The following is a 23,013-nucleotide window of genomic DNA, read 5'->3' as shown; positions in this document are numbered from 1 at the left end:
AAAAAAGAATTGAGTAAAATGATCTTATTATGATAATTGACCACAAACAATACGACCTGTTCGGAAAACCTTTGGTGCATAAGTTGGTTTTAAAATCACCTTTCAAATTTGATTTCCCGATCACAGACAATGCCTGTTTTTTGTATATGTTGGAAGGCGAAATGCAGTACCGATTAGACGACGAAAAAATAAATCTTCCCGGCAAACATTCGTTGTTTCAGAATTGTATTAACTCTGATAAACAGATCAGTAATGAAAGTCCTGATCACAGCAATGAGATTATAATTATCAATTTCCACCTGGATATACTCAAAAAGATTTATGACAGAGAACTTCCTTTGCTGCTTACATCTCAAAAAAATATAGTGTCTAATCAGTCCATAGAACAGATTAACAATGATTTTTTAATTCAAAAATATATTGAAGGATTATTGTTTTACTTCGAAAACCCGACTTTGGTAAATGAAGATATTTTGGTTCTGAAACTAAAGGAAATTATATTATTGCTCTCCCAGACACAAAATGTTAAGGCTATTCAGATTATTTTGTCGCAGCTTTTTTCTCCAACTACTTATACATTTAGACAAATTATCGAGGCTCATCTGTTTTCGCAAATTACCATTGAAGAACTTGCCAAGTATAACAATCTGAGTGTTTCTTCATTCAAAAGAGAATTTGCAAAACTGTACAATGATACTCCCGCCAATTATATAAAAACCAAAAAGCTTGAAAAAGCTGCCGAACTGCTCTCGGTTTCTCATGAACGCATTTCTGATATCGCTTTTGAATGCGGGTTCAATGACCTTGCCAACTTTACAAGAAGTTTCACCGAAAAATATACGATTTCACCAACAAAATTTCGTTTGAACCAAAATGATAAATAATTGAGCTGATCTGCAAAAGTTTTTTTCTGAATCTGTTACAATTTTGTACTGTCAATAAAGACATTCAATTTTAAAACAAGCATTAAAAAAAATTAAAAATGGGATTATCAGTTTTAGGAATTTTTCATACCATCATTGGCGTTGTTGCCATTATATCAGCTTTAATATCATTCGTCAGATTCGGGAAAGTCAATTTAAATCACATTACGGGCAAATTATATTTTTATTTTACCATCATCACGTCAGTTACAGCTTTAGGAATTTCCAAACATGGCGGTTTCAATGCGGGTCACGCTCTTTCGTTAGTCATTTTAATTCTTATTAGCATTGCATTTTATCTTCACATCAAAAAAGAAGGAAATAATAAAGCTCGTTATTTTGAAAACTTTCTGATGTCTTTCAGTTTTCTTTTGTCGATGCTTCCAACGGTCAATGAAACCCTTACACGAGTTCCGGTTGGTCATCCTTTAGCTAAAGATATTAATGACCCTTTGATCGGGAAGACATTATTGGTAATTTTTGTACTTTTTATCGCGGGTTCTGTTTATCAGATCGTTAAACAAATAAAAATCAATAAATCGGAAACGGAATCGTTACATTTGGACGAGCTTTAAGAATCATATTTAAAATTATTTTAATCTTTTAAACTTTTGTGTGAAAACTGCGCACAGTACCTTTGCAGAAAATTTTATCATGAAGCAAGGATTGCAATTTCTGCTGCTGATTTTATCATTAAATATTTTTGCTCAGAATAGTCATGTAGATACAACTCAGGTGGTGGTTTTTGATCGTTACAACAGTGTAGAAGCGCAGAATAAACCTTATGTGATTATGATTTCGACAGATGGTTTCCGGTATGATTATGCTAAAAAATATAATGCAAAAAATCTTCTCAACTTGTCTAAAAATGGTGTTCAGGCAAAAGCAATGATTCCCAGTTATCCGAGTATTACGTTTCCGAATCACTGGACTTTAATTACCGGATTATATCCTTCTCATCATGGTTTGATCGACAATTTTTTCTACGATTATAAGAGAAATGAAGCATATGCAATGAGCAATCGCAAAAATGCAGAAGACGGCAGTTGGTACGGCGGAATCCCGTTATGGAGTCTTGCTGAAAAACAAAATATGATCAGTGCTTCTCTTCAGTGGGTGGGTTCCGCAAGTAATGCCGGAGGAATCAGGCCGACTTATTACTATCCTTATCATGAAAAATTTACGCCTTCAGAGAAATTGGGTAAAGTAATCAACTGGCTGAAACTTCCTGAAGATAAAAGACCACACTTCATTTCATTATATTTCCCAGAAGTTGACGGAAGTGGGCATCATTTCGGACCGGATTCTAAGGAAACAGAAATTGCCGTTCATTTAATTGATGATGCGATCGGTGAATTGGTTCAGAAGGTGAAAGATTTAGGTTTGAAAAATGTGAATTTTGTCTTCGTATCAGACCACGGAATGATAAAAGTCGATGGCAGAAATCCTCTTGAGATTCCTGAAATTCTTTTAGATAAAAACCGGTTCGATTTTTATAATTCCCAGACTTTATTGAGAGTGTATGTGAAAAATCCTGATGAGGTAAAAAAGGTTTACAAAGAATTGAAAGCTTCCAAAACAGATGATTACGAAGTTTATTTAGATAAAAAGTTGCCGAAATATCTTCACTTTGCAGCGAAAGATGATAAATACAACAGGATCGGACAGATTTTACTAATCCCGAAAGCTCCGAAAATATTTCTGGAAAAAGAAAAGAAAACATCTGTAGGAAAACATGGCTACAACCCAAAAATAGTTCCTGAGATGAAAGCTACATTTTTGGCATGGGGACCTGAATTTAAAAGTAATCTCGTAATTAATGAGTTTGAAAATATTAATATTTATCCTTTAGTTGCTGAGATTTTAGGCTTAAAAATCACAGAGCCTGTTGATGGAAAATTAAAAATTTTAAAAGAGACGTTAAAGAAATAATTTAAAGAGTCACAAAGTAACGACTTACTGAAGGATAGGATAAAATCCTATTAACAAAATTGATATTGCAGTAAACAGTTTCGGCGAGCCTTTGGCTCGCCGAAACTGTTGCAAGACAAAACAAACGAATTAAGAATTAAATTTACTAGCAAATTCTTTCGCAAAATCCTCCAACTTTACCTTACCATTCACAACAGAACCATGCTCAATAAAATCTTTCTGCACTACACCTTTTCTTATTCCTAATCCCATTTCTGTATATAATTCTGCCATTTCCTCCGGTACTCCGGCCTGAAGCATTCCGTTTAAAGAAGCTTCATCTTTAAATTCTACCCATGGAAGATGAGGTTTTCCAATCGCATTGCCAAAGGCTTTTGCAAAATCAGAAGCAGTGCGAACATCACTTACGATATATCTCACCTTTTTTCCTTCAGAATTTTCAACCAGTTCTTCAGCTGCAGCTTTTGCGATATCAATCGGATGAACTATTGGAATTGTTGCCGTTTCAGGAAAATTACTTCCGATAATTCCTGCATTTTTAATTAATGGAATATCATTAAAGAAATTGATGTAAAAATATCCTGCTCTCAAAAATGTTACAGAGCTATTTTCTAGTTCGTTATAAAATTTCTCGATGAAATGAAGACTTTTGATCGGTCCGTTTTCAATAGGTGATTCTACACCGATGCTGCTCAGCATGACGATTCTTTTAACGCCGGTTTGTTTAATGGCCTCAGCGTAATTTTTTCCTGCATTAATAGTGTTTTCGACAATGTTTGTTCCGCCCATGTTGGGAGGTGTCATTAGAAATGCGGCATCTGCACCTTCAAAAGTTTTAACTAAAAAATCTAAGTCCGTGATAGAACCAATGGCAGCTTTTGCCCCTAAGTTTTCAATTTCATTTTTTTTAGAGTTGTTACTGCTGATTACAGTAATATCATGACCTTCTGCAATTAATTGTTGAGCAAGAGGTTTTGCTACGTTTCCTACTGAGCCTGTGATTATAATTTTCATGTGTAATATTTTTTATTTCCGAGAACAAAGGTATATTTGTACTTACTTTTATACAAGTACTTACCCTAAAGTATGTATTATGACAGCAATTAAAGAAAGCTCTACGATTCAGCAGAACAAAAAATATGCGCTCGACCTTTGTCCTGTAACTTATGTTATGGAGAAAATCGGTGGATACTGGAAACCTATTATTTTGTACCATCTTTCGACGAACGATAAAAGATACAGTGAATTGAAACGTGCAATTCCTGCAATTACAGAAAAAATGCTTATTCAGCATCTGAAGCAATTAGAAAATGATGGCTTGGTGATCAGAACTGCAAAACCTGTTGTTCCGCCTCATGTTACCTACAATTTAAGCGAATCCGGAAAAGGATTAATTCCTGTTATTCATGCAATGGCAGAATGGGCATTTAAAGAAATGGAGGGAAGTTTTAAGTAACTGCTTTCAATTAAGTACAGAATAAAAAAGACTCTCCAAAAAATGAAGAGTCTTTCTTATAATTAAATTTGAGATTACAAAGATTTCATATCAATTACAAAACGATATCTCACATCGCTTTTCAGCATTCTTTCATATGCTTCGTTGATGTCCTGCATCTTAATCATTTCAATTTCCGAAACAATATTATGTTCACCACAGAAATCAAGCATTTCCTGAGTTTCGGCAATCCCGCCAATCACTGATCCAGCGACCGATTTTCTTCCCATAATCATGGGTGGAGTAAATAAAGAATCTTCCATTTTACCGATAAATCCTACCAAAACGTGAGTTCCGTTGATATTTAAAGTAGTGATGTAAGGATTTACGTCGTGATCGTAAGGAACTGTGTCGATAATCAGATCGAACTTACCTTTTACAGAGTCCATTTGCGAATGATCTGTAGAAATGACAACATGATCTGCCCCTAATTTTTTAGCATCTTCAGTTTTACCGGGAGTTCTTGAGAATAAAGTCACTTCAGCACCTAAACCTTTTGCAAGTTTGATTGCCATATGTCCCAATCCACCTAAACCAACAACTGCCACTTTGGAACCTGGCCCAACTTTCCAGTGTCTTAAAGGTGACCAGGTCGTAATTCCTGCACAAAGAAGAGGTGCAACTGCTGCCAAGTCTAGATTTGCCGGAATTTTTAAAACATGACCTGCATCTACAACCACCTTCTGAGAATAGCCACCAAAAGTATGACCGCCCAAATGTTTATCCTGTCCGTTATAAGTTCCTGTAAATCCGTTTAGGCAATATTGCTCAAGATCCTGCTTACAGCTGTCACAAGTTCCGCAAGAATCGACAATACATCCGACTCCCGCAAGATCACCAACTTTGAATTTTGAAACTTCGCTTCCTATTTTTGTAATTTTTCCGATAATTTCGTGTCCCGGAACTGCAGGATATTTGGTTCCACCCCAATCATTTCTTGCCGTATGAAGATCAGAGTGGCAAACTCCGCAATACAGGATTTCGATTTCAACATCGTTTGATGTTACTTCTCTTCTGTCAATATTCATTTCTGCTAAATCGGCAGTTGTAGATTCTGCTCCAAAAGCTTTTACGGTAAATGTGTCCATATTTTTTTAATTTAGTTTGATATTATAATGTTTCTTTTTTCTAAGCTGATTATCGACAATCGGTCATAATTTGAAAAGTTCGTGTTCTTTGCTGGTGAAATCGCAGATTCGACGAAGTCAAACGCCTTTGCGAACGAAAAATATTTTCAAACATTTTAAAAAAAACTTTGCGCTCTTTGCGTTAAATTCAAATATTATCAATTTTCTGATACAAAATTCGATAGTTTAAATGTAAAAATACTTATATAAATTACAGAATGATTTACCAATTTTACTTACACCGAAAAATTGTAGACAGGAAATTGGTAATTTTGAATTAAAATTAAAAATTTACTTCATGAAAAATCAGGAAGTTGAAATAGTCAACAGTGTTTCGGAATATAATAAAATGGTGAATCATGAAACGATGAATCCTTTGGTTAGCGTGGTAGATTTTTCCAAATCTGATCCTATCTGTCAGTTCAAAAGAACTTTTGGTTTTTATACCGTTTTTCTGAAAGATGTAATGTGTGGTGATATGCAATATGGAAAACACAGCTATGACTATCAGGAAGGAACTCTGGTTTTCATCGCTCCGGGACAGACTTATGGAATTTATAATGCAGATACTTACATTCAGCCTGCAGGTTTTGCTCTGATCTTTCATCCGGATTTATTGAAAGGAACTAATTTGGGCAAAAACATCAGAAACTACAATTTCTTTTCTTACGATGTTCATGAAGCATTACACCTCTCAGAAAAAGAAAGAGAAATTATTCTGGAATGTTTTAAAAATATCAAGCTTGAGCTTGAACAGGCTATTGATAAACATAGTAAATCATTAATTGTTAACAACATTGAGTTATTTCTGAATTACTGTATGCGTTTCTACGACCGTCAGTTTATTACAAGAGATCACATTAATCAGAATTTTATAGGAAAGTTTGAAAAATCATTGGATGATTATCTGAAATCTGACAAACCTAAAAGCCTGGGCTTTCCGATGGTCAATTATTTTGCGGAACAGCTTAATCTGTCTGCGAATTATTTTGGTGATCTGATTAAAAAAGAACTCGGAATTTCTGCTCAGGAATTCATTCATAACAAACTGATTGACGTAGCAAAAGATCAGATTTTTGATGCATCAAAATCTATCAGTGAAATTTCTTATGATTTAGGGTTTAAGTACCCACAGCATTTTACAAGGCTTTTCAAAAGTAAAGTAGGCGTTTCTCCGAGTGAGTTTAAATCTCTGAATTAATTTTAAATTATAAATAAAATTTGTAAATTGTATTAATAAAATAAGTTTAAAGTCTATTGCGAAACAATGACCGCAAATCAGCATAATAGTAATACTTATACTTTTCAGTCGCCTTTCGGAAAAATCTTAGCTTTTAGAGAAAACGGAATTTTAAAAGCTAAAAACATTCGTTATGCCTATTCTGAAAGATTCAAAAAACCGATTGCTGTTGAGCCATCAGATTCGGAAATCATCTTTCCTGAAAAAACACCGGTTTGCCCACAGAATATCAGTCCGCTCTTAGAAAAGATGATTGGAAAAACCAATTTGGATGGTTTTGAAGTAGATGAGTCTCCGCAATATATTTCAATTTTCAGACCTCAAAATTTTACTGAAAATGAGAAACTTTCTGTCATTGTCTGGATTCATGGTGGTTCATATGAAATTGGCTGTGGCGATCTTTCCACGGCTGATCCCACAGATTGGGTGAAAGAACAAAATATTATTATAGTTACAGTCTCTTATCGTTTAGGAATTTTCGGGTTTTTAGGCGGAACTGAAAAAAGACCCGCTAATTTAGGCTTGTTTGATCTGATTGAAGCTTTGAAATGGATCAAAAATAATATTGCTGCTTTTGGTGGTGATCCGAAAAATATTACACTTTTCGGGCAATCTTCTGGTGGTGATGCAATTGCCCATCTGATGATTTCGGATGGTACACAGGGATTATTTAAAAGAGTGATTATTCACAGTGCGCCTTTAGGTTTGCGAAAAAACCGTCAGAAGATGGCAGCAGAATTTTTAAACAATACTAAAATGTTTGAGGATACATCTGATGTGTTAGAAATTATAGAAAACTACAAAAATTTTGTTCCTTCTTTTTTTAAGTATGGTTTAAAAGCAGCAATGCCTTTCGGTACTCAATATGGTTTTCCGCCTTTGTGTTATGAAAATGAAGTTGAAGAAAAATGGAAACAGATTGCCAAAAATATTGATGTACTGATTGGTTTAAATGACGAAGAAACTTCCTTTTACCTGAAAGCATCCGAAACTTTAAGTAAATACATCCCGAAAAAAATTCTCAACAAAGCTATTCGAGTGACGACCGAAATAATTTACGGAAAACCAGCCAAAGATTTTGCTGAAAATTATGCTGAAGCAGGGGGAAATGTTTTTTTATTCAGAATTCATCCTCGTCTTAAAGCAATGAATCATTTTTTAGGAGCTCATGCCATAGACCTGCCTTTTATTTTTGGTAATGAATCTGCATGGAAAAATGCCGGAATTTTAAAAAATATTCCCTGGAAATATATTGAAGAAAATGGCAAAAAGCTAAGGAAACTTTGGACAGAATTTGCAATAAATGGAAGCATTTCAGATACATCTGAAAGACCTGAAATTCTCGAGGTTTCTAAAGTCTAATTTTTTATGAAGCAAATAAAAAATCTGCTCAATCTCATAATTCTGCGAGAGAATCATTACTCATTTTTTATCTGATTGTTTGCGTTCCTTAGGAATCTCAAAATTGACAAATATGCTTAGATTCCACGCTTCAATGCGTTTCGCTCTGAATGAAAAACTATGTAAATATTCTTTATACAGCATCTTTGTCATTCTGACTAAGGAAGAATCAACTTTAACCTCGTTCTGAATGGTAAAATCAACATAAATCAATCTTAATTCAATCTCAACTCGATTATTTAGAATCATTCAAAATATGATGGAAATCATAAAAATTTTGTCACCTCCCAAATTCTTTTTAAATTTACACCTAACAAATGTTAGTTAGTTATGGATGTGGATTTTTCAGTTGAATACTTACAGCTCGACCAATTGAGACAACTCCAGTCGGAAAGACTGGTGAATTTGGTGGGTTATCTTGAGGAGAAGTCGGATTTTTATAAAGGAAAATTTGATGAATTAGGAATATCAACTGGGGAAATAAGGACAATTGAAGATATTGCAAAACTTCCGATTACTTACAAACAGGATTTAAGAGACAATTATCCGTTCGGATTATTTACCGTTCCGAAAAATGAATTGCAGAGAATTCACTGTTCAAGCGGAACGACGGGAAAACCAACGGTGGTAGGATATACAAAAGAAGACGTTGATTTATTCAGTGAAGTCGTGGCAAGATCTTTAAATGCAGCAGGAGCAAAACCGGGAATGCAATTACACAACGCTTACGGATACGGAATTTTCACAGGTGGACTTGGACTTCATTATGGAGCTGAAAAATTAGGAATGAGCGTTCTTCCGATTTCGGGAGGAATGACTTCAAGACAGGTTGATCTGATTATGGATTTTAAGCCTGAAGTGATCTGTTGCTCACCTTCATATGCGTTGACAATCGCTGATGAATTTGCGAAAAGAGGAATCTCGGCAGACGAAATCAGTTTAAAATATGCCGTTTTAGGTTCAGAACCTTGGACGGAGATTATAAGACATCATATTGAAGAAAGATTAGGCGTTCATGCAACCAATATTTATGGATTGAGTGAAATTATCGGACCAGGAGTTTCGATGGAAGATTTTGAGGAAAAAGGAGGTTCTTACATTTGGGAAGACCATTTTTATCCTGAAATTTTAGATCCGATTACGAAAGAAACTGTTCCTTTCGGGGAAGAAGGCGTTTTAGTGATTACGACTTTAACGAAAAAAGCAATGCCGCTTTTACGTTATTGGACCAACGATATCACAAGTCTTTACTATGAACAAAACTCAAAAAGAACAATGGTTAAAATGAAACCAATTCTTGGAAGAGCCGATGATATGCTGATTGTAAGAGGTGTAAATGTGTATCCAAGTCAGATTGAAGAAGCATTTTCTCATGTGGAAGGCGTGGTTCCGAATTATTATTTAACACCGATTGAGAAAGAACAAATGTGTGTTGCCCTTGATATTGATTTGGAAATTGATAATGAATTTGTGAAAGCGCAACAAATTGAAATTAATACCGATGATTATGCTATTTTTGTCGGAAACTTTGGAAAAAGTATAGAAAACGAAATAAAAAAACGAGTAGGGATCACCACGAAAGTGAAAATTCATGCTCAGGACAGTTTGCCTAAGTGCGAAGGTGGAAAAATTAATAGAATACTAAAAACAAAATGAATTCATTTTATAAATTAAAAACTGTAAGGGTTCAGAAAGATACCAACGACGCAGTCAATGTAGCCGTTGAAATCCCTGAGGAACTGAAAGATAAATTCAGATTCAAGCAGGGGCAGTATCTTAACTTCCGAATGATGATCGACGGAAACGAAGAGAGACGTTCTTATTCTATCTGCAACGCTCCGAGTGAAAAAAGCAACACGCTGGAAGTATTGGTTAAGTTGTTAGAAAACGGAAAAGTTTCAGGCTATTTCAACGAACATCTTCATATGGATGAAGTTCTTGAAGTGATGCCTCCGATGGGCGGTTTCAACACGTCTTATCACCCGACAAACGTAAAAACTTACGTTGGTTTGGCTGCAGGAAGCGGAATTTCTCCGGTTTTATCAAATATTAAAGAAAGTCTTTATCAGGAACCTAATTCCAATGCTTATTTGTTCTACAGCAACAGAAGTATGAATCATGTAATGAAAAAGGCTGAGATCGATAAACTGGTTGAAACTTTTAATGGAAGACTGAAAGTTGTTTATTTGGTAAGCCGTGAGCAACATGAAGATCCGATTTTTGAGGGAAGAATTTCTCCTGAAAAACTGGAACTTTTATTTGATAGATATACTGACATTGATGTAAAAGAATCGACTTATTTCATTTGCGGACCTTCAGAAATGATTAAAGGGATCGCAGATTATTTAAAGAAAGATAAAAAAGTACCGGCAATTCAGGTTTTATTTGAATATTTCACCGCTCCTGACGAAGAAAATACGGAGGAAATGAGCGATGAGTTCAAGGCCATTGCCAACATCGAAAGTATGGTAACGGTAATCATCGATGATGATGAATATTCGTTCCACTTGAATTCAAAAAAAGAGAGTATCTTAGATAAAGCATTGAAAGACAATCTTCCTGTACCTTTTGCGTGCAAAGGAGGAGTTTGTTGTACGTGTAAAGCCGAAGTTTTAGAAGGTGAAGTTTTCATGGAGAAAAACTACGCGCTTACCGAAGAAGAAGTAGCCAGAGGCTTCGTTCTTACTTGCCAATGTCACCCGACAACGAATGTGGTGATGCTTAATTATGATGTTTAATAGAATTTGAAAATTTGAAAATGTGTTAATTTGAAAATTAATTGATGCATTCTCAAATTCTCAAATTTTCAAATTCAAAGATTATGGATTTAGAAAAATTTGTACAATACGTACACGACGAAAATAAAGTGGAACCAAAAGATGTAATGCCAGATGATTACAGAAAATTACTGGTTCGTCAGATTTCACAGCACGCCCATTCTGAGATTGTCGGAATGTTGCCGGAAGCCAACTGGATTTCCAGAGCTCCTTCTTTGAGAAGAAAAATGGCTCTTTTGGCTAAAGTTCAGGATGAAGCAGGTCACGGTTTATACTTGTATTCTGCGACTGAAACCTTAGGAAACGGAACTATCAGAGCGGATAGAGATGCGACTTACGATGACATGTTGGAAGGAAAAGCAAAATATTCAAGTATTTTCAACTACCCGACACTGAGTTGGGCAGATATCGGTGCCATCGGATGGTTGGTTGACGGTGCTGCCATCATGAATCAGGTAATGTTGATGGGGAATTCTTACGGTCCTTACTCAAGAGCGATGGTGAAAATCTGTAAAGAAGAATCTTTTCACCAAAGACAGGGTTATGAGATTTTAATGGCACTTTGCCGTGGAACAAAACAGCAGAAAGAAATGGCTCAAGCTTCGCTAAACCGTTTTTGGTGGCCTGCTTTAATGATGTTTGGCCCCAATGACGACAGTTCGCCAAACTCTAAAATCTCTATGAATTACAGGGTAAAAAGAGAAAGCAACGACAGTCTTCGTCAGAGATTTATTGATGTTACGGTTTCTCAGGCTGAATTTTTAGGCTTAACCATTCCGGATAAAGATTTAAAATGGAATGAGGAAAGACAGCATTACGATTTCGGAGAACTTCCTTGGGATGAATTCATGGAAATCTTAAAAGGAAACGGACCTTGCAACAAGAAAAGATTACAGACAAAAGTAAAAGCACAACAGGAAAACCTTTGGGTAAAAGAAGCGGCTATTGCTTTTGCAGAGAAACAGCAAAAAGAAGTAATATAATATTTAATATAAACCATTAAGATTTTGTTTAAAAGTCTAGTTTAATTAAGATAAATCATTTTGATTGTAAATCTAAAGAGTAGCTAAACTTAATATTCTTAACAACTTAATTGTCCTTAATGGTTAAAAATTAAATTTCAAAAATAATTCAAAATCTAAAATTTAGAATTTAAAAATTAAAATTTGACTATGGCAAATTTAGATATGTGGGAAGTGTTTATTCAGACTAAACCGGGATTATCTCACAAACACGTTGGAATAGTACAGGCACCAACAGCAGAAATGGCTTTGCAGAACGCAAGAGACGTTTATACAAGAAGAAAAGAAGGAACTTCTGTTTGGGTGGTTCCAAGTAAGTATATTGTGACTTCAGAAGGAATTGATAAAGAAGCTTTCTTTGATCCGGCTGATGACAAATTGTACCGTCATCCGACCTTCTACGATATTCCAAACGATGTAAAAAATATGTAAAACAGCGATTGGCTGTTAGTTTCTCGCAATTTGCCAAAAGCTAAACGCCAAAAGCCAAAAGCTAAAGTAATGAACCCATTATATAATTATTTATTAAAACTAGCGGACGACAGTTTCATTATGGGACAGCGTTTGTCTGCGTGGTGCGGAGAAGGCCCTTATTTAGAGGAGGATATTGCATTGACAAACATCGCGTTGGATGAACTTGGACAGGCAAATAACTTCTATGTTTACGCTTCAAGAGTGATTGATAACGGTAAAAGCGAAGATGATTTAGCATTTTTAAGATACGAACACGAATATGTAAACGCCCACTGGACAGAACTTCCGAACGAAGATTATGCTCAGACGATTCTTAAAGTGTATGTTTTCGCTGTATATCAGAAGTTAATGTACGAAGCATTATCCAATTCTGCTAATGAAGAACTTTCTGCTCTTGCCCAAAAATCTTTGAAAGAAGTAAGGTATCACTATACTCACGCTTCTTCTTGGATGAAAATTTTCGGACAGGGGACAGAAGAAAGTAAATCTCGTCTGGTAAAAGCAATTGAAAATATCTGGGAATATTCAAAAGGTTTATTTGCAAAAGTGGAAGGAGAAGATGATTTGATTGCTTTAAATATCGCTCCAAATGTTGATGATCTTTATGAAGATTTCCTTGCTATTACCAAAAGAGATTTTACAGATTTCGGATTAGAATATCCTGCGAATCCTTTTATGCAGCCAAAATCAAGAACAGGATATCACACAGAATATTTCGGATTTATGCTTTGTGAATTACAGTATATGCAGAGAGCATATCCGGGTTGTACTTGGTAGGTTTTTGAATGTAACAATGTATCAGTTTATCAATGTAACAATTTTAAGGTGAAATGTTAGACTGTTATTGAGTATTTATTCTTTGTTGACTTTGCTAAGTGAAACGCCTTTGCGAACTTAAAAACAGTTAGTAGTCAAAAAAATCTTAGCGCACTTTGCGTTAAAAAAAATCAGATTAAAAAAGATTGAAAAATCCTTTAGAAATATTAGAATTAGTTCCCGACCCGGAAATTCCGGTAATCAATATCGTGGAATTAGGTATTGTAAGAGAAGCAAAAGTTACCAGCGAGAATTCTTGTGAAGTAACGATTACGCCGACTTATTCTGCCTGTCCCGCTATGTTTACCATTGAGGAAGACATCATGAAAATCATGAAAGAAAACGGTTGGGATGCGAAAGTGGTCACCAAAATGTTTCCGATTTGGACAACAGACTGGCTGACGGATGAAGCGAGAGAAAAACTCCGTGTCTACGGAATTTCACCTCCCGAAAAAGGAGCAGACGAACATCACATCGGGAAACCGAAAAAATGTCCGCGTTGTGGTTCTATGAATTCAAAACAGATCAGCAGATTCGGGTCTACATTATGTAAGGCTTCTTATCAGTGTTTAGACTGTTTAGAGCCTTTTGACTATTTTAAGTGCCATTAAAAAATTTGAAAATGTGCTAATTTGAAAATGAGTAAATTAGTAGTGAAATCAGAATTTTCAAATTGACTAATTTTTCAAATTAAAAAATTAATACTATGTACACACAACTCGATATCGAATCACATTTTGACGGAAAGCTGAAAATTGCTTATCTGAATCAGCCGGACACAATGAACGCGCTTACCAAGCCATCTTTATCAGATTTAAAAGACTTTGTTAAAGAATGCAGTGAAGATCCTACTATAAGATGCGTGGCAATTTCTGGAAGAGGAAGAGCCTTTTGTTCCGGTCAGAATTTAGATGATGCTTTCGTTCAGGGTAACGATCATCATGACGATGACATTATCAGAAGAATTGTAACCGATTATTACAATCCTTTGGTGCTTGAAATTACCCGTTGCAAAAAACCTGTTGTTGCATTGGTAAATGGTCCTGCAGTGGGAGCGGGTGCGATGTTGGCATTGATTTGTGACTTTGTTTTGGCTTCAAATAAAGCATATTTCGCTCAGGCATTTTCAAATATCGGATTAATTCCGGATACAGGAGGAACCTATTTCTTACCAAAATTATTGGGAAGACAATTGGCGAATTATTTAGCATTTACAGGAAAAAAATTATCTGCTGAAGAATCAAAATCATACGGCTTAGTTGCTGAGGTTTTCTCTGAAGAAGAATTTAATTCTAAATCAATGGAAATTTTAGAAAAGACATCAAATATGCCGACTGTTGGTTTAAAATTAACAAAAAAAGCATTCGCCGCTTCTTATAACAATACGCTGAAAGAGCAATTGGAATTGGAAGGAGACCTACAGCAGGAAGCTGCTGAAACGGAAGATTTCAAAGAAGGGGTACAAGCCTTTTTACAAAAAAGAAAACCTGAATATAAAGGAAAATAATATTATAGAATTTAGAAATTAGAGGTTAGAAATTAGTTTACAAAATCTAACTTCTAACTTCTGGCTTCTAACATCTATAAATAATGAAAAACGTAGGAATTATCGGTGCCGGAACTATGGGGATAGGCATCGCACAAGTAGCCGCAACGAACGGATGCAAAGTTTGGGTTTATGATGCCAATGCAAAACAAGTAGAAACGGCAACCGTAGGTTTGGAAAAAACATTGACCAAATTGGTTGATAAACAAAAAATTTCAGCAGAGAAAATGACTGAAATTTTAGCCAATATTTCCATCGCTACAGAATTGAAGGACTTCAAAGATTGCGAATTGGTCATCGAAGCCATCATCGAAAATAAAGAAATCAAAACCAAAGTTTTCACAGAATTAGAGAAATACGTTTCCGAAAACTGTGTGATTGCTTCCAATACATCATCTATTTCCATTACCTCTCTCGGTGCAGAATTACAAAAACCGGAGCGTTTCATCGGAATTCACTTCTTCAATCCTGCTCCTCTGATGCCTTTGGTTGAGGTTATTCCATCTTTATTAACAAAAAAATCTTTAGCGGAAAAAATCTACAACCTCATGAAAGATTGGGGCAAAACTCCTGTGATTGCTAAAGATATTCCAGGATTTATCGTCAACAGAATCGCGCGTCCTTATTATGGTGAAGGGTTGAGAATCGTTGAAGAAAACATCGCAACAGTAGAACAGGTTGATGATGCCATGAAAACATTAGGTAATTTCAAAATGGGTCCTTTTGAATTGATGGATTTAATTGGTGTTGACGTGAATTTCTCTGTAACAACAACAGTTTACAAAGATTATTTCTACGACCCAAAATACAAACCCTCTCTTCTACAACAAAGAATGTCCGAAGCAAAACTTCACGGTAGAAAAACAGGAAAAGGTTTCTACGATTATTCAGAAAATGCTCAAAATCCTGTTGCAGAAAAAGAAGATACGCTTTATCAACAAATATTTTTAAGAATTATTTCAATGCTGATTAACGAAGCCGTTGAAGCAAAAAGATTAGGCGTTGCCAACGATGAAGATCTTGAATTAGCAATGCAGAAAGGAGTAAACTATCCAAAAGGATTATTGGCTTGGGGAAAAGAAATCGGATATGCAAAAATCTCCGAAACCCTGCAGAATCTTTACGAAGAATATCAGGAAGAAAGATACAGACAAAGCCCGTTGCTGCGTAAACTGAATTAGACAATTTGAAAGTGTGCTAATTTGAAAATTAATCACAGCAGTTTTCATTTTCAAATTCTCAAATTGATTTAATTCTCAAATTAATATTATGGATATAGACGAATTCAGAGCTGAGCTAGAAACAAGGCTCATCATTGAAAAAGAATACATCATTCAGGAAATTTCTTCGATGGATGATGATCAGGAAAGACTTGAGTTATTAGGAAAATTTAATGATAAATATAAAGAGCTGGTAAAACGATTAGCTAATGAAAATGGTATTGATCTACATGCTCCTTATCAATCTGAACATCCGTCAAATTCCGAAAATCTTTCTAACGAGCAAATAATTCTCGGCAAAACCATGAGCATTTATGACAAATTGGTTGATGAATTATATGATAAAATAACAAGTATATAGTAAAAATGAATCCAAGACAGGTTGCAGAATATATGTTTGATCAGGATTATTTTTCCCAATGGATGAATATCAAAATGATCGAAGTCAAAGAAAATTATTGTTTACTGGAAATGCCTATCAAAAAAGAGATGATCAATGGGCTTAAAACGGTTCACGGAGGCGTTACGTTTGCTTTTGCGGATTCTGCATTGGCATTTTCGTCCAACAACACCGGAGATGCGGCCGTTGCGTTGAACTGTATCATCAATTTTACCAAAGCCGGAAAAGAAGGTGACACTTTCAGAGCTGAAAGTTTCTTGGTCAATGACACCAGAAAAACCGCTGTTTACGACATTAAAATTACCAATCAAAATGAAGAATTGGTCGCAAAATTTGTGGGAACAGTTTATAAGATTGGAAAAAAAGTAACGGATTTGTAAAACACTAACCAGATAATAAATTATACAAAATGAGGAAAATATTTTTACTGCTTTTCATGCTTTCAACATTTCTGATCAATGCTCAGCAGAAAGTAAATGAAACTTTGAAAAAAGAACTTGATGAGATTATGACTGTTGATCAAGGCTACAGAATGCTTTTTGATTCCGAAATAACTCCGGAAAAGAAAGAGAAGTTACTGAAAGATCTGAATATCGATAAAGAAGAGTTTGAAAAGAAAAGCTGGCAATTGGTTGCAGAACATGATAGCCTGAACATGCAGAAAATTGAAAATATTATTGCTCAATATGGTTATCCGGGGAAAACGCTTGTAGGAGAACCAACGAATCAGGCAGCATGGTATGTGATCCAACATTCAACTAAAATTGGAAAATATTTGCCTCTTATTAAAGAAGCTGGAAAAAAGAAAGAAATTCCTTTTACATGGGTTGCGATGATGGAAGATCGATATCTGATGAATGAAAATAAAGAACAGATCTATGGAACACAAGGGAAAGGGGAAATGACAAAAGATAAAGATGGGAAACAAATCTTTATCAATTTTGTATGGCCTGTTAAAGATCTTAAAAATGTGAATAAGAGAAGAAAAGAAGCAGGATTTGATTCTACCATTGAAGAAAATGCTCAAAGGATGTTCGGAAAGGATTTCAAATTCGAACCTTACACTTTACAACAGGCTTTAGAATTACGAAATAGAAAATAAATCAATAGAAGTGAATGTGGTAATTTCAAGTTATCCCACTATTATATTTTTAAAGTGAAATTATGAACAACGTATACATCATAGATTACATCAGAACTCCCATTTCAAAACTAAGTGGAGGATTGTCAGAAGTGAGAGCCGATGATTTAGCAGCAATCGTTCTAAAAGAGATTGTTGCAAGAAACCCTGAAGTTCCTGTTGAAGAAATTGAAGACGTTATTTTCGGATGCGCTAACCAAGCGGGTGAAGATAACAGAAACGTAGCGAGAATGGGACTTTTATTGGCAGGACTTCCTTACAAAATCGGAGGTGAAACGGTAAATAGACTGTGCGCTTCGGGCATGTCTGCAGTTGCTAATGCTTTCCGTTCGATTGCTTCCGGGGAAGGCGAAATTTATATCGCAGGTGGAGTGGAGCATATGACGCGTTCACCTTATGTAATGTCAAAACCAAGCGCAGCTTTCGGGAGAGACAGCCAAATGTTTGATACTACTTTCGGATGGAGATTTGTAAATCCCAAAATGAAAGAAATGTATGGCGTTGACGCAATGGGAGACACTGCAGAAAATTTAGCTGAAATGCACAACATCAGCCGTGAAGATCAGGATAAATTTGCCCTTTGGTCACAACAAAAAGCGACTAAAGCTCAGGAAAGCGGAAGATTGGCAGAAGAAATTGTAAAAGTTGAAATTCCACAAAGAAAAGGCGAACCGAAAATTTTCGATAAAGACGAATTCATAAAACCAACTTCTTCAATGGAAGGTTTAGGAAAACTTCGTCCGGCTTTCAAAAAAGAAGGAGGAACAGTTACCGCTGGAAATGCTTCGGGAATGAATGACGGAGCAGCAGCTCTTATTTTAGCAAGTGAAGAAGCGGTTAAAAAATATGGTTTAAAACCTAAAGCTAAAATCTTAGGATCTTCTGTTGCAGGTGTTGAGCCAAGAATCATGGGAATTGGCCCCGTTGAAGCAACTCAAAAACTATTGAAAAGACTGAATCTTTCATTAGAAGATATGGATGTTATCGAATTGAACGAAGCGTTTGCTGCTCAATCTCTAGCAGTTACCAGAAGTTTAGGTTTACAGGATGATGATTCAAGAGTAAATCCAAACGGAGGTGCCATCGCAATTGGTCACCCACTTGGAGTTTCAGGAGCAAGAATTATAGGTTCTGCCGCGTTGGAACTTCAAAAACAAAATAAAAAATATGCCTTGTGTACACTTTGTATCGGTGTCGGACAAGGATATGCGATGGTGATTGAAAAAGTATAACTTTTTCAATAATGTAACAATATAAAAATGTATCAATGTAACAATTCCTGTCATTCTGAACAAAGTGAAGAATCTCAATTGGTAAACTGTTAGATTGATATATTATTAAATTTAAAAATTATGAATATCTACTCATATCACGGAATTCGTCCCATCATCAAATCATCCGCCTATGTTCATCCCCAAGCGGTGATTATCGGAAATGTAGAAATTGGTGAAGAAGTATATATCGGTCCAAACGCGGTGATTCGTGGCGACTGGGGTAAAATTATCATCAAAGACGGTGCAAATGTTCAGGAAAACTGTACACTTCACGTTTTTCCGGGGATTGAAACTATTTTGGAAGAATCTGCGCACATCGGTCACGGTGCGATTATTCATTCCGGACATATCGGAAAAAATTGTCTGGTTGGAATGAATGCTGTAGTGATGGACAAAGCCGTAATCGGTGATGAATGTATCATCGGCGCATTGGCTTTTGTTCCTGCAAATTTCAGATGTGAAGCAAGAAAATTAATTGTGGGAAGTCCTGCAAAAATCATCCGCGATGTTTCTAATGAAATGATCAAATGGAAAACGGAAGGAACAAAGCTCTATCAGGAGTTGGCAAGAGAAGGAAAAGAAGCGATTTTACCCTGCGAACCGTTTACAGAATATGTTCAGCAGATTCCTACGAAAGTTGTTGATTACGGCATTTGGGACGATGTGAAATAACCCAACCCTACAAAATTTAATATGATTAAAAAAATTCTCGCTTTCTGTAGTATTTTGCTTGCATTTCAAAGTATGCTTTTAGCACAAAACGGAAATGTAAAACCATTAACTATTGGAGAAATCAGAACCATAAAATCTAAGATTTTAAATGAAGAAAGAAGGTTAAACATTTATCTTCCGCAAAATTTCGATAAAACAAAAACCTATCCGATTATTTATCTTTTGGATGGAAGCATGAATGAAGATTTTATTCACGTAACAGGATTGGTTCAGTTTTTTAATCAAATGTATTCCATGCCGGAAACGATTGTAGTAGGAATTGCGAATATTGACAGAAAAAGAGATTTCACGTTTCATACCGATTTAAAAGATTTACAAAAAGATTATCCTACAACAGGACATTCTGATAAGTTCATCAATTTCCTGGAAAAAGAATTAAAACCTTATATCGAAAGTCAGTTTAAAACTACCGATACATATTTATTCGGGCAATCGCTGGGTGGACTTTTAGCAACAGAAATTTTGCTGAAAAAACCTGAAATGTTCAATAATTATTTTATCATCAGCCCGAGTTTGTGGTGGGATGATGAAAGTCTTTTAAAACAGGCTAATCAATTATTAACTAAAATACCGGATACTAAGAAATTTATTTATGTTTCTGTAGGAAAAGGTGAGCATCCGGTGATGGTAAAAGATGCGGAAAATTTATTCGATATTCTAAAAAAATCAAATAAGAAAAACTGGACGGTAGAATACAAAATGATGGAAACTGACAATCACGCAACTATTCTTCACAGAAGCCTGTATGAAGGGTTGGTGAAATTGTTTCCTTATCAGGAACCGAAAAATTAAAAATATAACAATCTAAAAATGTATCAGTGTAACAATTTTTGCAATTTGTCATTCTGAACGAAGTGAAGAATCTCATTGGTAAACTATTACATTACTACATTGTTGAATTTTAAAATATAAAAACTATATGGAAAAATTAAAAAACTATATCCACGGCGAATGGATCGAAGGCACCGGAAACGGAATTCCCTTATACAATGCCGTGACGGGAGAGCAGGTTGCTGTTTCGGATACAGATGGGCTGAATTTTGAGCAGGCTCTTGATTTCGGAAGAACAGTAGGCTACAAAAATCTTTCTTCAATGACATTCTATGATCGTGGGGAAATGTTGAAAAAAGTAGCACTTTACCTTTTAGAAAGAAAGAAAAAATATTACGAATTATCATATAAAACAGGTGCGACTCACGCAGATTCTTGGGTAGATATCGAAGGAGGTTTTGGTACGTTTTTTACGTATTCAGGACTGGCAAAGAGAATGCTTCCGAATACTCCGTTTTGGGTAGATGGGGAAACTCAGAAAATTTCTGCGAACGGAACTTTCTTAGGAACTCACATTTTAACACCGAGTGAAGGTGTTTCTGTGCAAATCAATGCATATAATTTTCCTGTTTGGGGAATGTTGGAAAAACTATCTACTTCATTGTTGGCAGGCGTTCCAAGTATTGTGAAACCGTCTCCTTATGGTTCTTATTTGACGAACGCGGTTTTCCAGGATATGATTGAAAGCGGCGTTCTTCCTGAAGGTGCGCTTCAATTGGTTTGTGGTGAACCGGGAAATATTCTGGATTATGTTAAAGACGGAGATTCTGTTTTGTTCACGGGTTCTGCAACAACGGGTAGAAAACTGAAATCTTTACCTTCTGTTTCAGGAAATGCTGTTCGTTTCAATATGGAGGCAGATTCTTTGAACTGTTCAATTCTTGGATTGGATGCAAAACCGGGAACTCCTGAATTTGATTTATTCATCAAAGAAGTTCGTAACGAAATGACGACGAAAGCCGGACAAAAATGTACAGCAATCAGAAGAATTCTTGTTCCTGAAAACTTAATTGGTGATGTTCAGAATGCTTTGTCAAAAGCTTTAGATCAGACAAAAATCGGAAGTCCTTTAAGTAGAGAAACCAGAATGGGTTCTTTGGTTGGAAAGCAGCAGTACGATGAAGTTATAAGAAAAATAAATATCTTAAAAACAGAAAATGAGCTTGTTTACGACGGAAAACACGAATTGGTAGATGCTGATTACGAAAACGGAGCATTTATGTCTCCGAAGTTATTCTTAAATGATTCTCCGTTTACAAAAAATATATCTCATGATGTCGAAGCTTTCGGTCCGGTTTCTACTTTGATGCCTTACAAAGATGCGGAAGAAGCTGCAGCGTTGGCAAAAAGAGGAAAAGGAAGTTTGGTAGGTTCAATTGTCTCTCATGATAACAATTTCGTAGCAGAAACTTCCTGGAAAATGGCTTCTCAACACGGAAGAATTTTCGTTTTAAACAGAGACAACGCGAAAGAAAGTACAGGTCACGGTTCGCCACTTCCGACTTTGATGCACGGAGGTCCTGGTAGAGCAGGAGGCGGCGAGGAAATGGGTGGATTGAATGGTCTTCATTTCTTCCTTCAAAAAACGGCGATTCAAGGTTCTCCGGATACTTTGACAGCAATTACTAAAATTTATCAGCAAGGCGCTGAGAAAAAATATTCAGACAAACATCCTTTCCAGAAATATTTTGATGAAGTTGAGGTCGGAGATTCTTTGGAAACAGCAGGAAGAACGGTAACTGATGCAGATATTGTTAATTTCTCCAATGTTTCTTGGGATCATTTCTATGCACACACAGACGCAACGAGTTTGACCGGAACCATTTTCGATAAAACCGTTGCTCACGGATATTTTATTCTTTCTGCAGCGGCTGGATTGTTCGTTTCAGGGAAAAAAGGACCGGTTATTGCCAATTATGGTTTGGAAAACTGTTCGTTCTTCAAGCCTGTTTATGCAGGAGATACAATCACCGTTTATTTAACGGCCAAAGAAAAAATCAACAGAGGCGTAAAAGGAAGAAATATTCCTTCCGGTGTGGTAAAATGGCTGGTGGAAGTAATCAATCAAAGAGATGAGGTGGTTTGCGTGGCGACAATTTTAACGCTGGTGGCTAAACACTCTCCGTTTATCGATTTTAAAGTTCAGAATATTCAGAAAAAATTGAATGGTTTAACTGAAAATACCAAACCTGTTTTTGGAGATTTTACGCCGCAATTGATGGTTGAGCATTTGGAAGAAGTTCTCAGAAACGGTTTCGGTAATTTGAAGCCGGAGGATTTTGATGAAATTCCTGCTGAGAAATTAGAAAAACTTCAGGATTGGCTGTATACCGATCAAAAGATTCGTCCGGGAGCACAATATCCTTTGTGGAAAGAAGGCGAAGTTCCTCAGAATAAAAATAAAAATCTGGATGCGGCTAAAACTCAGTTAATAGAAACACTGAAAGAATTTACAGTTTATTTCAAAGAAAATCCTTTTGCGGAACATTACAATCCAAGATTCGGACATTTGAATAAAGAGATGATGGAGCTTTTCCAAAGAAAGCATTTTACGCATCATTTTGAGCAGTTTGGATTGATTTAATTCAGAATAAAATATATATTTACAATCCCTTTTGGTTTTTACTGAAAGGGATTTTTTTGCTGCGAATAAAGATTTACC

The 23,013-nt window shown here is 35.7% G+C and carries 23 protein-coding genes; 21 read left to right on the top strand and 2 right to left on the bottom strand.

The genetic code is table 11. The features are described 5' to 3' along the window. The first annotated feature begins 29 nt into the window (after window positions 1–29). The 3 genes from BM371_RS17275 to BM371_RS17265 all read left to right on the top strand — a co-directional run bounded on the left by BM371_RS17275 (window position 30) and on the right by BM371_RS17265 (window position 2,855). On the top strand, window positions 30–884 hold the full coding sequence (locus BM371_RS17275) for a helix-turn-helix domain-containing protein (protein WP_034679179.1): 855 nt from the start codon (window positions 30–32) through the stop codon (window positions 882–884). A gap of 98 nt (window positions 885–982) precedes the next feature. Continuing rightward, window positions 983–1,498, top strand: coding sequence for a hypothetical protein (locus BM371_RS17270; protein ID WP_034679180.1), 516 nt, complete (start codon window positions 983–985; stop codon window positions 1,496–1,498). Between the two features lie 40 nt (window positions 1,499–1,538). Beyond that, window positions 1,539–2,855 (top strand): alkaline phosphatase family protein, encoded by a 1,317-nt coding sequence (locus tag BM371_RS17265; protein ID WP_228376807.1) that lies wholly within the window; start codon window positions 1,539–1,541, stop codon window positions 2,853–2,855. A 129-nt stretch (window positions 2,856–2,984) separates the two neighbouring features. On the opposite strand, the gene BM371_RS17260 is transcribed toward BM371_RS17265, so the two are convergent. Next, window positions 2,985–3,869, bottom strand: coding sequence for an NmrA family NAD(P)-binding protein (locus BM371_RS17260; RefSeq protein ID WP_034679182.1), 885 nt, complete (start codon window positions 3,867–3,869; stop codon window positions 2,985–2,987). A gap of 79 nt (window positions 3,870–3,948) precedes the next feature. On the opposite strand from BM371_RS17260, the gene BM371_RS17255 reads away from it, so the two are divergent. After that, window positions 3,949–4,311: a winged helix-turn-helix transcriptional regulator gene (locus tag BM371_RS17255; RefSeq protein ID WP_034679184.1), complete on the top strand. Its 363-nt coding sequence runs from the start codon at window positions 3,949–3,951 to the stop codon at window positions 4,309–4,311. Between the two features lie 74 nt (window positions 4,312–4,385). Here the strand turns inward: BM371_RS17255 and BM371_RS17250 are convergent, their stop codons facing one another. Next, complete coding sequence (locus BM371_RS17250) at window positions 4,386–5,438, bottom strand: NAD(P)-dependent alcohol dehydrogenase (RefSeq protein ID WP_034679185.1); 1,053 nt, start codon at window positions 5,436–5,438, stop codon at window positions 4,386–4,388. Between the two features lie 337 nt (window positions 5,439–5,775). Between BM371_RS17250 and BM371_RS17245 the strand changes: the two genes are divergently transcribed. The 17 genes from BM371_RS17245 (at window position 5,776) to paaZ (ending at window position 22,935) form a co-directional block, all read left to right on the top strand. Beyond that, on the top strand, window positions 5,776–6,678 hold the full coding sequence (locus tag BM371_RS17245; protein WP_034679187.1) for a helix-turn-helix domain-containing protein: 903 nt from the start codon (window positions 5,776–5,778) through the stop codon (window positions 6,676–6,678). Window positions 6,679–6,744: 66 nt separating this feature from the next. Beyond that, window positions 6,745–8,079, top strand: a complete 1,335-nt coding sequence (locus tag BM371_RS17240; protein ID WP_034679190.1) for a carboxylesterase family protein — start codon at window positions 6,745–6,747, stop codon at window positions 8,077–8,079. Between the two features lie 375 nt (window positions 8,080–8,454). Continuing rightward, window positions 8,455–9,774, top strand: coding sequence for a phenylacetate--CoA ligase family protein (locus tag BM371_RS17230; protein WP_081874596.1), 1,320 nt, complete (start codon window positions 8,455–8,457; stop codon window positions 9,772–9,774). After that, a complete protein-coding gene (locus BM371_RS17225) occupies window positions 9,771–10,856 on the top strand; it encodes a 2Fe-2S iron-sulfur cluster-binding protein (protein ID WP_034679194.1) in 1,086 nt (361 codons plus the stop codon). Before BM371_RS17230 ends, BM371_RS17225 begins: the two co-directional genes overlap by 4 nt. 83 nt (window positions 10,857–10,939) lie before the next feature. Continuing rightward, window positions 10,940–11,878: a 1,2-phenylacetyl-CoA epoxidase subunit PaaA gene (gene paaA / locus BM371_RS17220; RefSeq protein WP_034679304.1), complete on the top strand. Its 939-nt coding sequence runs from the start codon at window positions 10,940–10,942 to the stop codon at window positions 11,876–11,878. Window positions 11,879–12,067: 189 nt separating this feature from the next. Beyond that, window positions 12,068–12,349: a 1,2-phenylacetyl-CoA epoxidase subunit PaaB gene (gene paaB / locus BM371_RS17215; RefSeq protein WP_034679196.1), complete on the top strand. Its 282-nt coding sequence runs from the start codon at window positions 12,068–12,070 to the stop codon at window positions 12,347–12,349. Between the two features lie 30 nt (window positions 12,350–12,379). Continuing rightward, window positions 12,380–13,168: a 1,2-phenylacetyl-CoA epoxidase subunit PaaC gene (gene paaC / locus BM371_RS17210; protein ID WP_074958863.1), complete on the top strand. Its 789-nt coding sequence runs from the start codon at window positions 12,380–12,382 to the stop codon at window positions 13,166–13,168. Between the two features lie 185 nt (window positions 13,169–13,353). Next, window positions 13,354–13,818 (top strand): 1,2-phenylacetyl-CoA epoxidase subunit PaaD, encoded by a 465-nt coding sequence (gene paaD, locus BM371_RS17205; RefSeq protein WP_034679200.1) that lies wholly within the window; start codon window positions 13,354–13,356, stop codon window positions 13,816–13,818. A gap of 95 nt (window positions 13,819–13,913) precedes the next feature. Beyond that, window positions 13,914–14,714: an enoyl-CoA hydratase-related protein gene (locus BM371_RS17200; RefSeq protein WP_034679202.1), complete on the top strand. Its 801-nt coding sequence runs from the start codon at window positions 13,914–13,916 to the stop codon at window positions 14,712–14,714. An 83-nt stretch (window positions 14,715–14,797) separates the two neighbouring features. Then, the gene (locus tag BM371_RS17195; protein WP_034679203.1) at window positions 14,798–15,934 is read left to right on the top strand and encodes a 3-hydroxyacyl-CoA dehydrogenase NAD-binding domain-containing protein; all 1,137 of its coding nucleotides are present in this window, start codon (window positions 14,798–14,800) and stop codon (window positions 15,932–15,934) included. An 88-nt stretch (window positions 15,935–16,022) separates the two neighbouring features. Then, window positions 16,023–16,334: a hypothetical protein gene (locus BM371_RS17190; RefSeq protein ID WP_034679205.1), complete on the top strand. Its 312-nt coding sequence runs from the start codon at window positions 16,023–16,025 to the stop codon at window positions 16,332–16,334. A 5-nt stretch (window positions 16,335–16,339) separates the two neighbouring features. Beyond that, on the top strand, window positions 16,340–16,753 hold the full coding sequence (locus BM371_RS17185) for a PaaI family thioesterase (protein WP_034679207.1): 414 nt from the start codon (window positions 16,340–16,342) through the stop codon (window positions 16,751–16,753). Between the two features lie 29 nt (window positions 16,754–16,782). Continuing rightward, on the top strand, window positions 16,783–17,475 hold the full coding sequence (locus BM371_RS17180) for a DUF6624 domain-containing protein (RefSeq protein WP_034679210.1): 693 nt from the start codon (window positions 16,783–16,785) through the stop codon (window positions 17,473–17,475). A 62-nt stretch (window positions 17,476–17,537) separates the two neighbouring features. Further along, window positions 17,538–18,746, top strand: a complete 1,209-nt coding sequence (pcaF, locus tag BM371_RS17175; protein WP_034679212.1) for a 3-oxoadipyl-CoA thiolase — start codon at window positions 17,538–17,540, stop codon at window positions 18,744–18,746. A 120-nt stretch (window positions 18,747–18,866) separates the two neighbouring features. After that, the gene (locus BM371_RS17170) at window positions 18,867–19,460 is read left to right on the top strand and encodes an acyltransferase (RefSeq protein ID WP_034679215.1); all 594 of its coding nucleotides are present in this window, start codon (window positions 18,867–18,869) and stop codon (window positions 19,458–19,460) included. 21 nt (window positions 19,461–19,481) lie between these two features. Then, on the top strand, window positions 19,482–20,312 hold the full coding sequence (locus tag BM371_RS17165) for an alpha/beta hydrolase (protein ID WP_034679216.1): 831 nt from the start codon (window positions 19,482–19,484) through the stop codon (window positions 20,310–20,312). A 127-nt stretch (window positions 20,313–20,439) separates the two neighbouring features. Continuing rightward, a complete protein-coding gene (gene paaZ / locus BM371_RS17160) occupies window positions 20,440–22,935 on the top strand; it encodes a phenylacetic acid degradation bifunctional protein PaaZ (protein ID WP_034679217.1) in 2,496 nt (831 codons plus the stop codon). The last annotated feature ends 78 nt before the right edge of the window (window positions 22,936–23,013 follow it).

The sequence above is a fragment of the Chryseobacterium formosense genome, from assembly GCF_900116415.1.
GTDB classification, from domain to species: Bacteria; Bacteroidota; Bacteroidia; order Flavobacteriales; family Weeksellaceae; genus Chryseobacterium; species Chryseobacterium formosense.
This window is presented reverse-complemented; position numbering and strand designations above follow the sequence as displayed.

What these genes read in the sequence shown, in the direction of transcription:
- BM371_RS17275 (WP_034679179.1), top strand. Translation starts at nt 30, where the DNA reads ATGATAATTGACCACAAACAATACGACCTGTTCGGAAAACCTTTGGTG.
- BM371_RS17270 (WP_034679180.1), top strand. Translation starts at nt 983, where the DNA reads ATGGGATTATCAGTTTTAGGAATTTTTCATACCATCATTGGCGTTGTT.
- BM371_RS17260 (WP_034679182.1), bottom strand. Translation starts at nt 3,869, where the DNA reads ATGAAAATTATAATCACAGGCTCAGTAGGAAACGTAGCAAAACCTCTT.
- BM371_RS17255 (WP_034679184.1), top strand. Translation starts at nt 3,949, where the DNA reads ATGACAGCAATTAAAGAAAGCTCTACGATTCAGCAGAACAAAAAATAT.
- BM371_RS17250 (WP_034679185.1), bottom strand. Translation starts at nt 5,438, where the DNA reads ATGGACACATTTACCGTAAAAGCTTTTGGAGCAGAATCTACAACTGCC.
- BM371_RS17245 (WP_034679187.1), top strand. Translation starts at nt 5,776, where the DNA reads ATGAAAAATCAGGAAGTTGAAATAGTCAACAGTGTTTCGGAATATAAT.
- BM371_RS17240 (WP_034679190.1), top strand. Translation starts at nt 6,745, where the DNA reads ATGACCGCAAATCAGCATAATAGTAATACTTATACTTTTCAGTCGCCT.
- BM371_RS17225 (WP_034679194.1), top strand. Translation starts at nt 9,771, where the DNA reads ATGAATTCATTTTATAAATTAAAAACTGTAAGGGTTCAGAAAGATACC.
- paaA (WP_034679304.1), top strand. Translation starts at nt 10,940, where the DNA reads ATGGATTTAGAAAAATTTGTACAATACGTACACGACGAAAATAAAGTG.
- paaB (WP_034679196.1), top strand. Translation starts at nt 12,068, where the DNA reads ATGGCAAATTTAGATATGTGGGAAGTGTTTATTCAGACTAAACCGGGA.
- BM371_RS17200 (WP_034679202.1), top strand. Translation starts at nt 13,914, where the DNA reads ATGTACACACAACTCGATATCGAATCACATTTTGACGGAAAGCTGAAA.
- BM371_RS17195 (WP_034679203.1), top strand. Translation starts at nt 14,798, where the DNA reads ATGAAAAACGTAGGAATTATCGGTGCCGGAACTATGGGGATAGGCATC.
- BM371_RS17190 (WP_034679205.1), top strand. Translation starts at nt 16,023, where the DNA reads ATGGATATAGACGAATTCAGAGCTGAGCTAGAAACAAGGCTCATCATT.
- BM371_RS17185 (WP_034679207.1), top strand. Translation starts at nt 16,340, where the DNA reads ATGAATCCAAGACAGGTTGCAGAATATATGTTTGATCAGGATTATTTT.
- BM371_RS17180 (WP_034679210.1), top strand. Translation starts at nt 16,783, where the DNA reads ATGAGGAAAATATTTTTACTGCTTTTCATGCTTTCAACATTTCTGATC.
- pcaF (WP_034679212.1), top strand. Translation starts at nt 17,538, where the DNA reads ATGAACAACGTATACATCATAGATTACATCAGAACTCCCATTTCAAAA.
- BM371_RS17170 (WP_034679215.1), top strand. Translation starts at nt 18,867, where the DNA reads ATGAATATCTACTCATATCACGGAATTCGTCCCATCATCAAATCATCC.
- BM371_RS17165 (WP_034679216.1), top strand. Translation starts at nt 19,482, where the DNA reads ATGATTAAAAAAATTCTCGCTTTCTGTAGTATTTTGCTTGCATTTCAA.
- paaZ (WP_034679217.1), top strand. Translation starts at nt 20,440, where the DNA reads ATGGAAAAATTAAAAAACTATATCCACGGCGAATGGATCGAAGGCACC.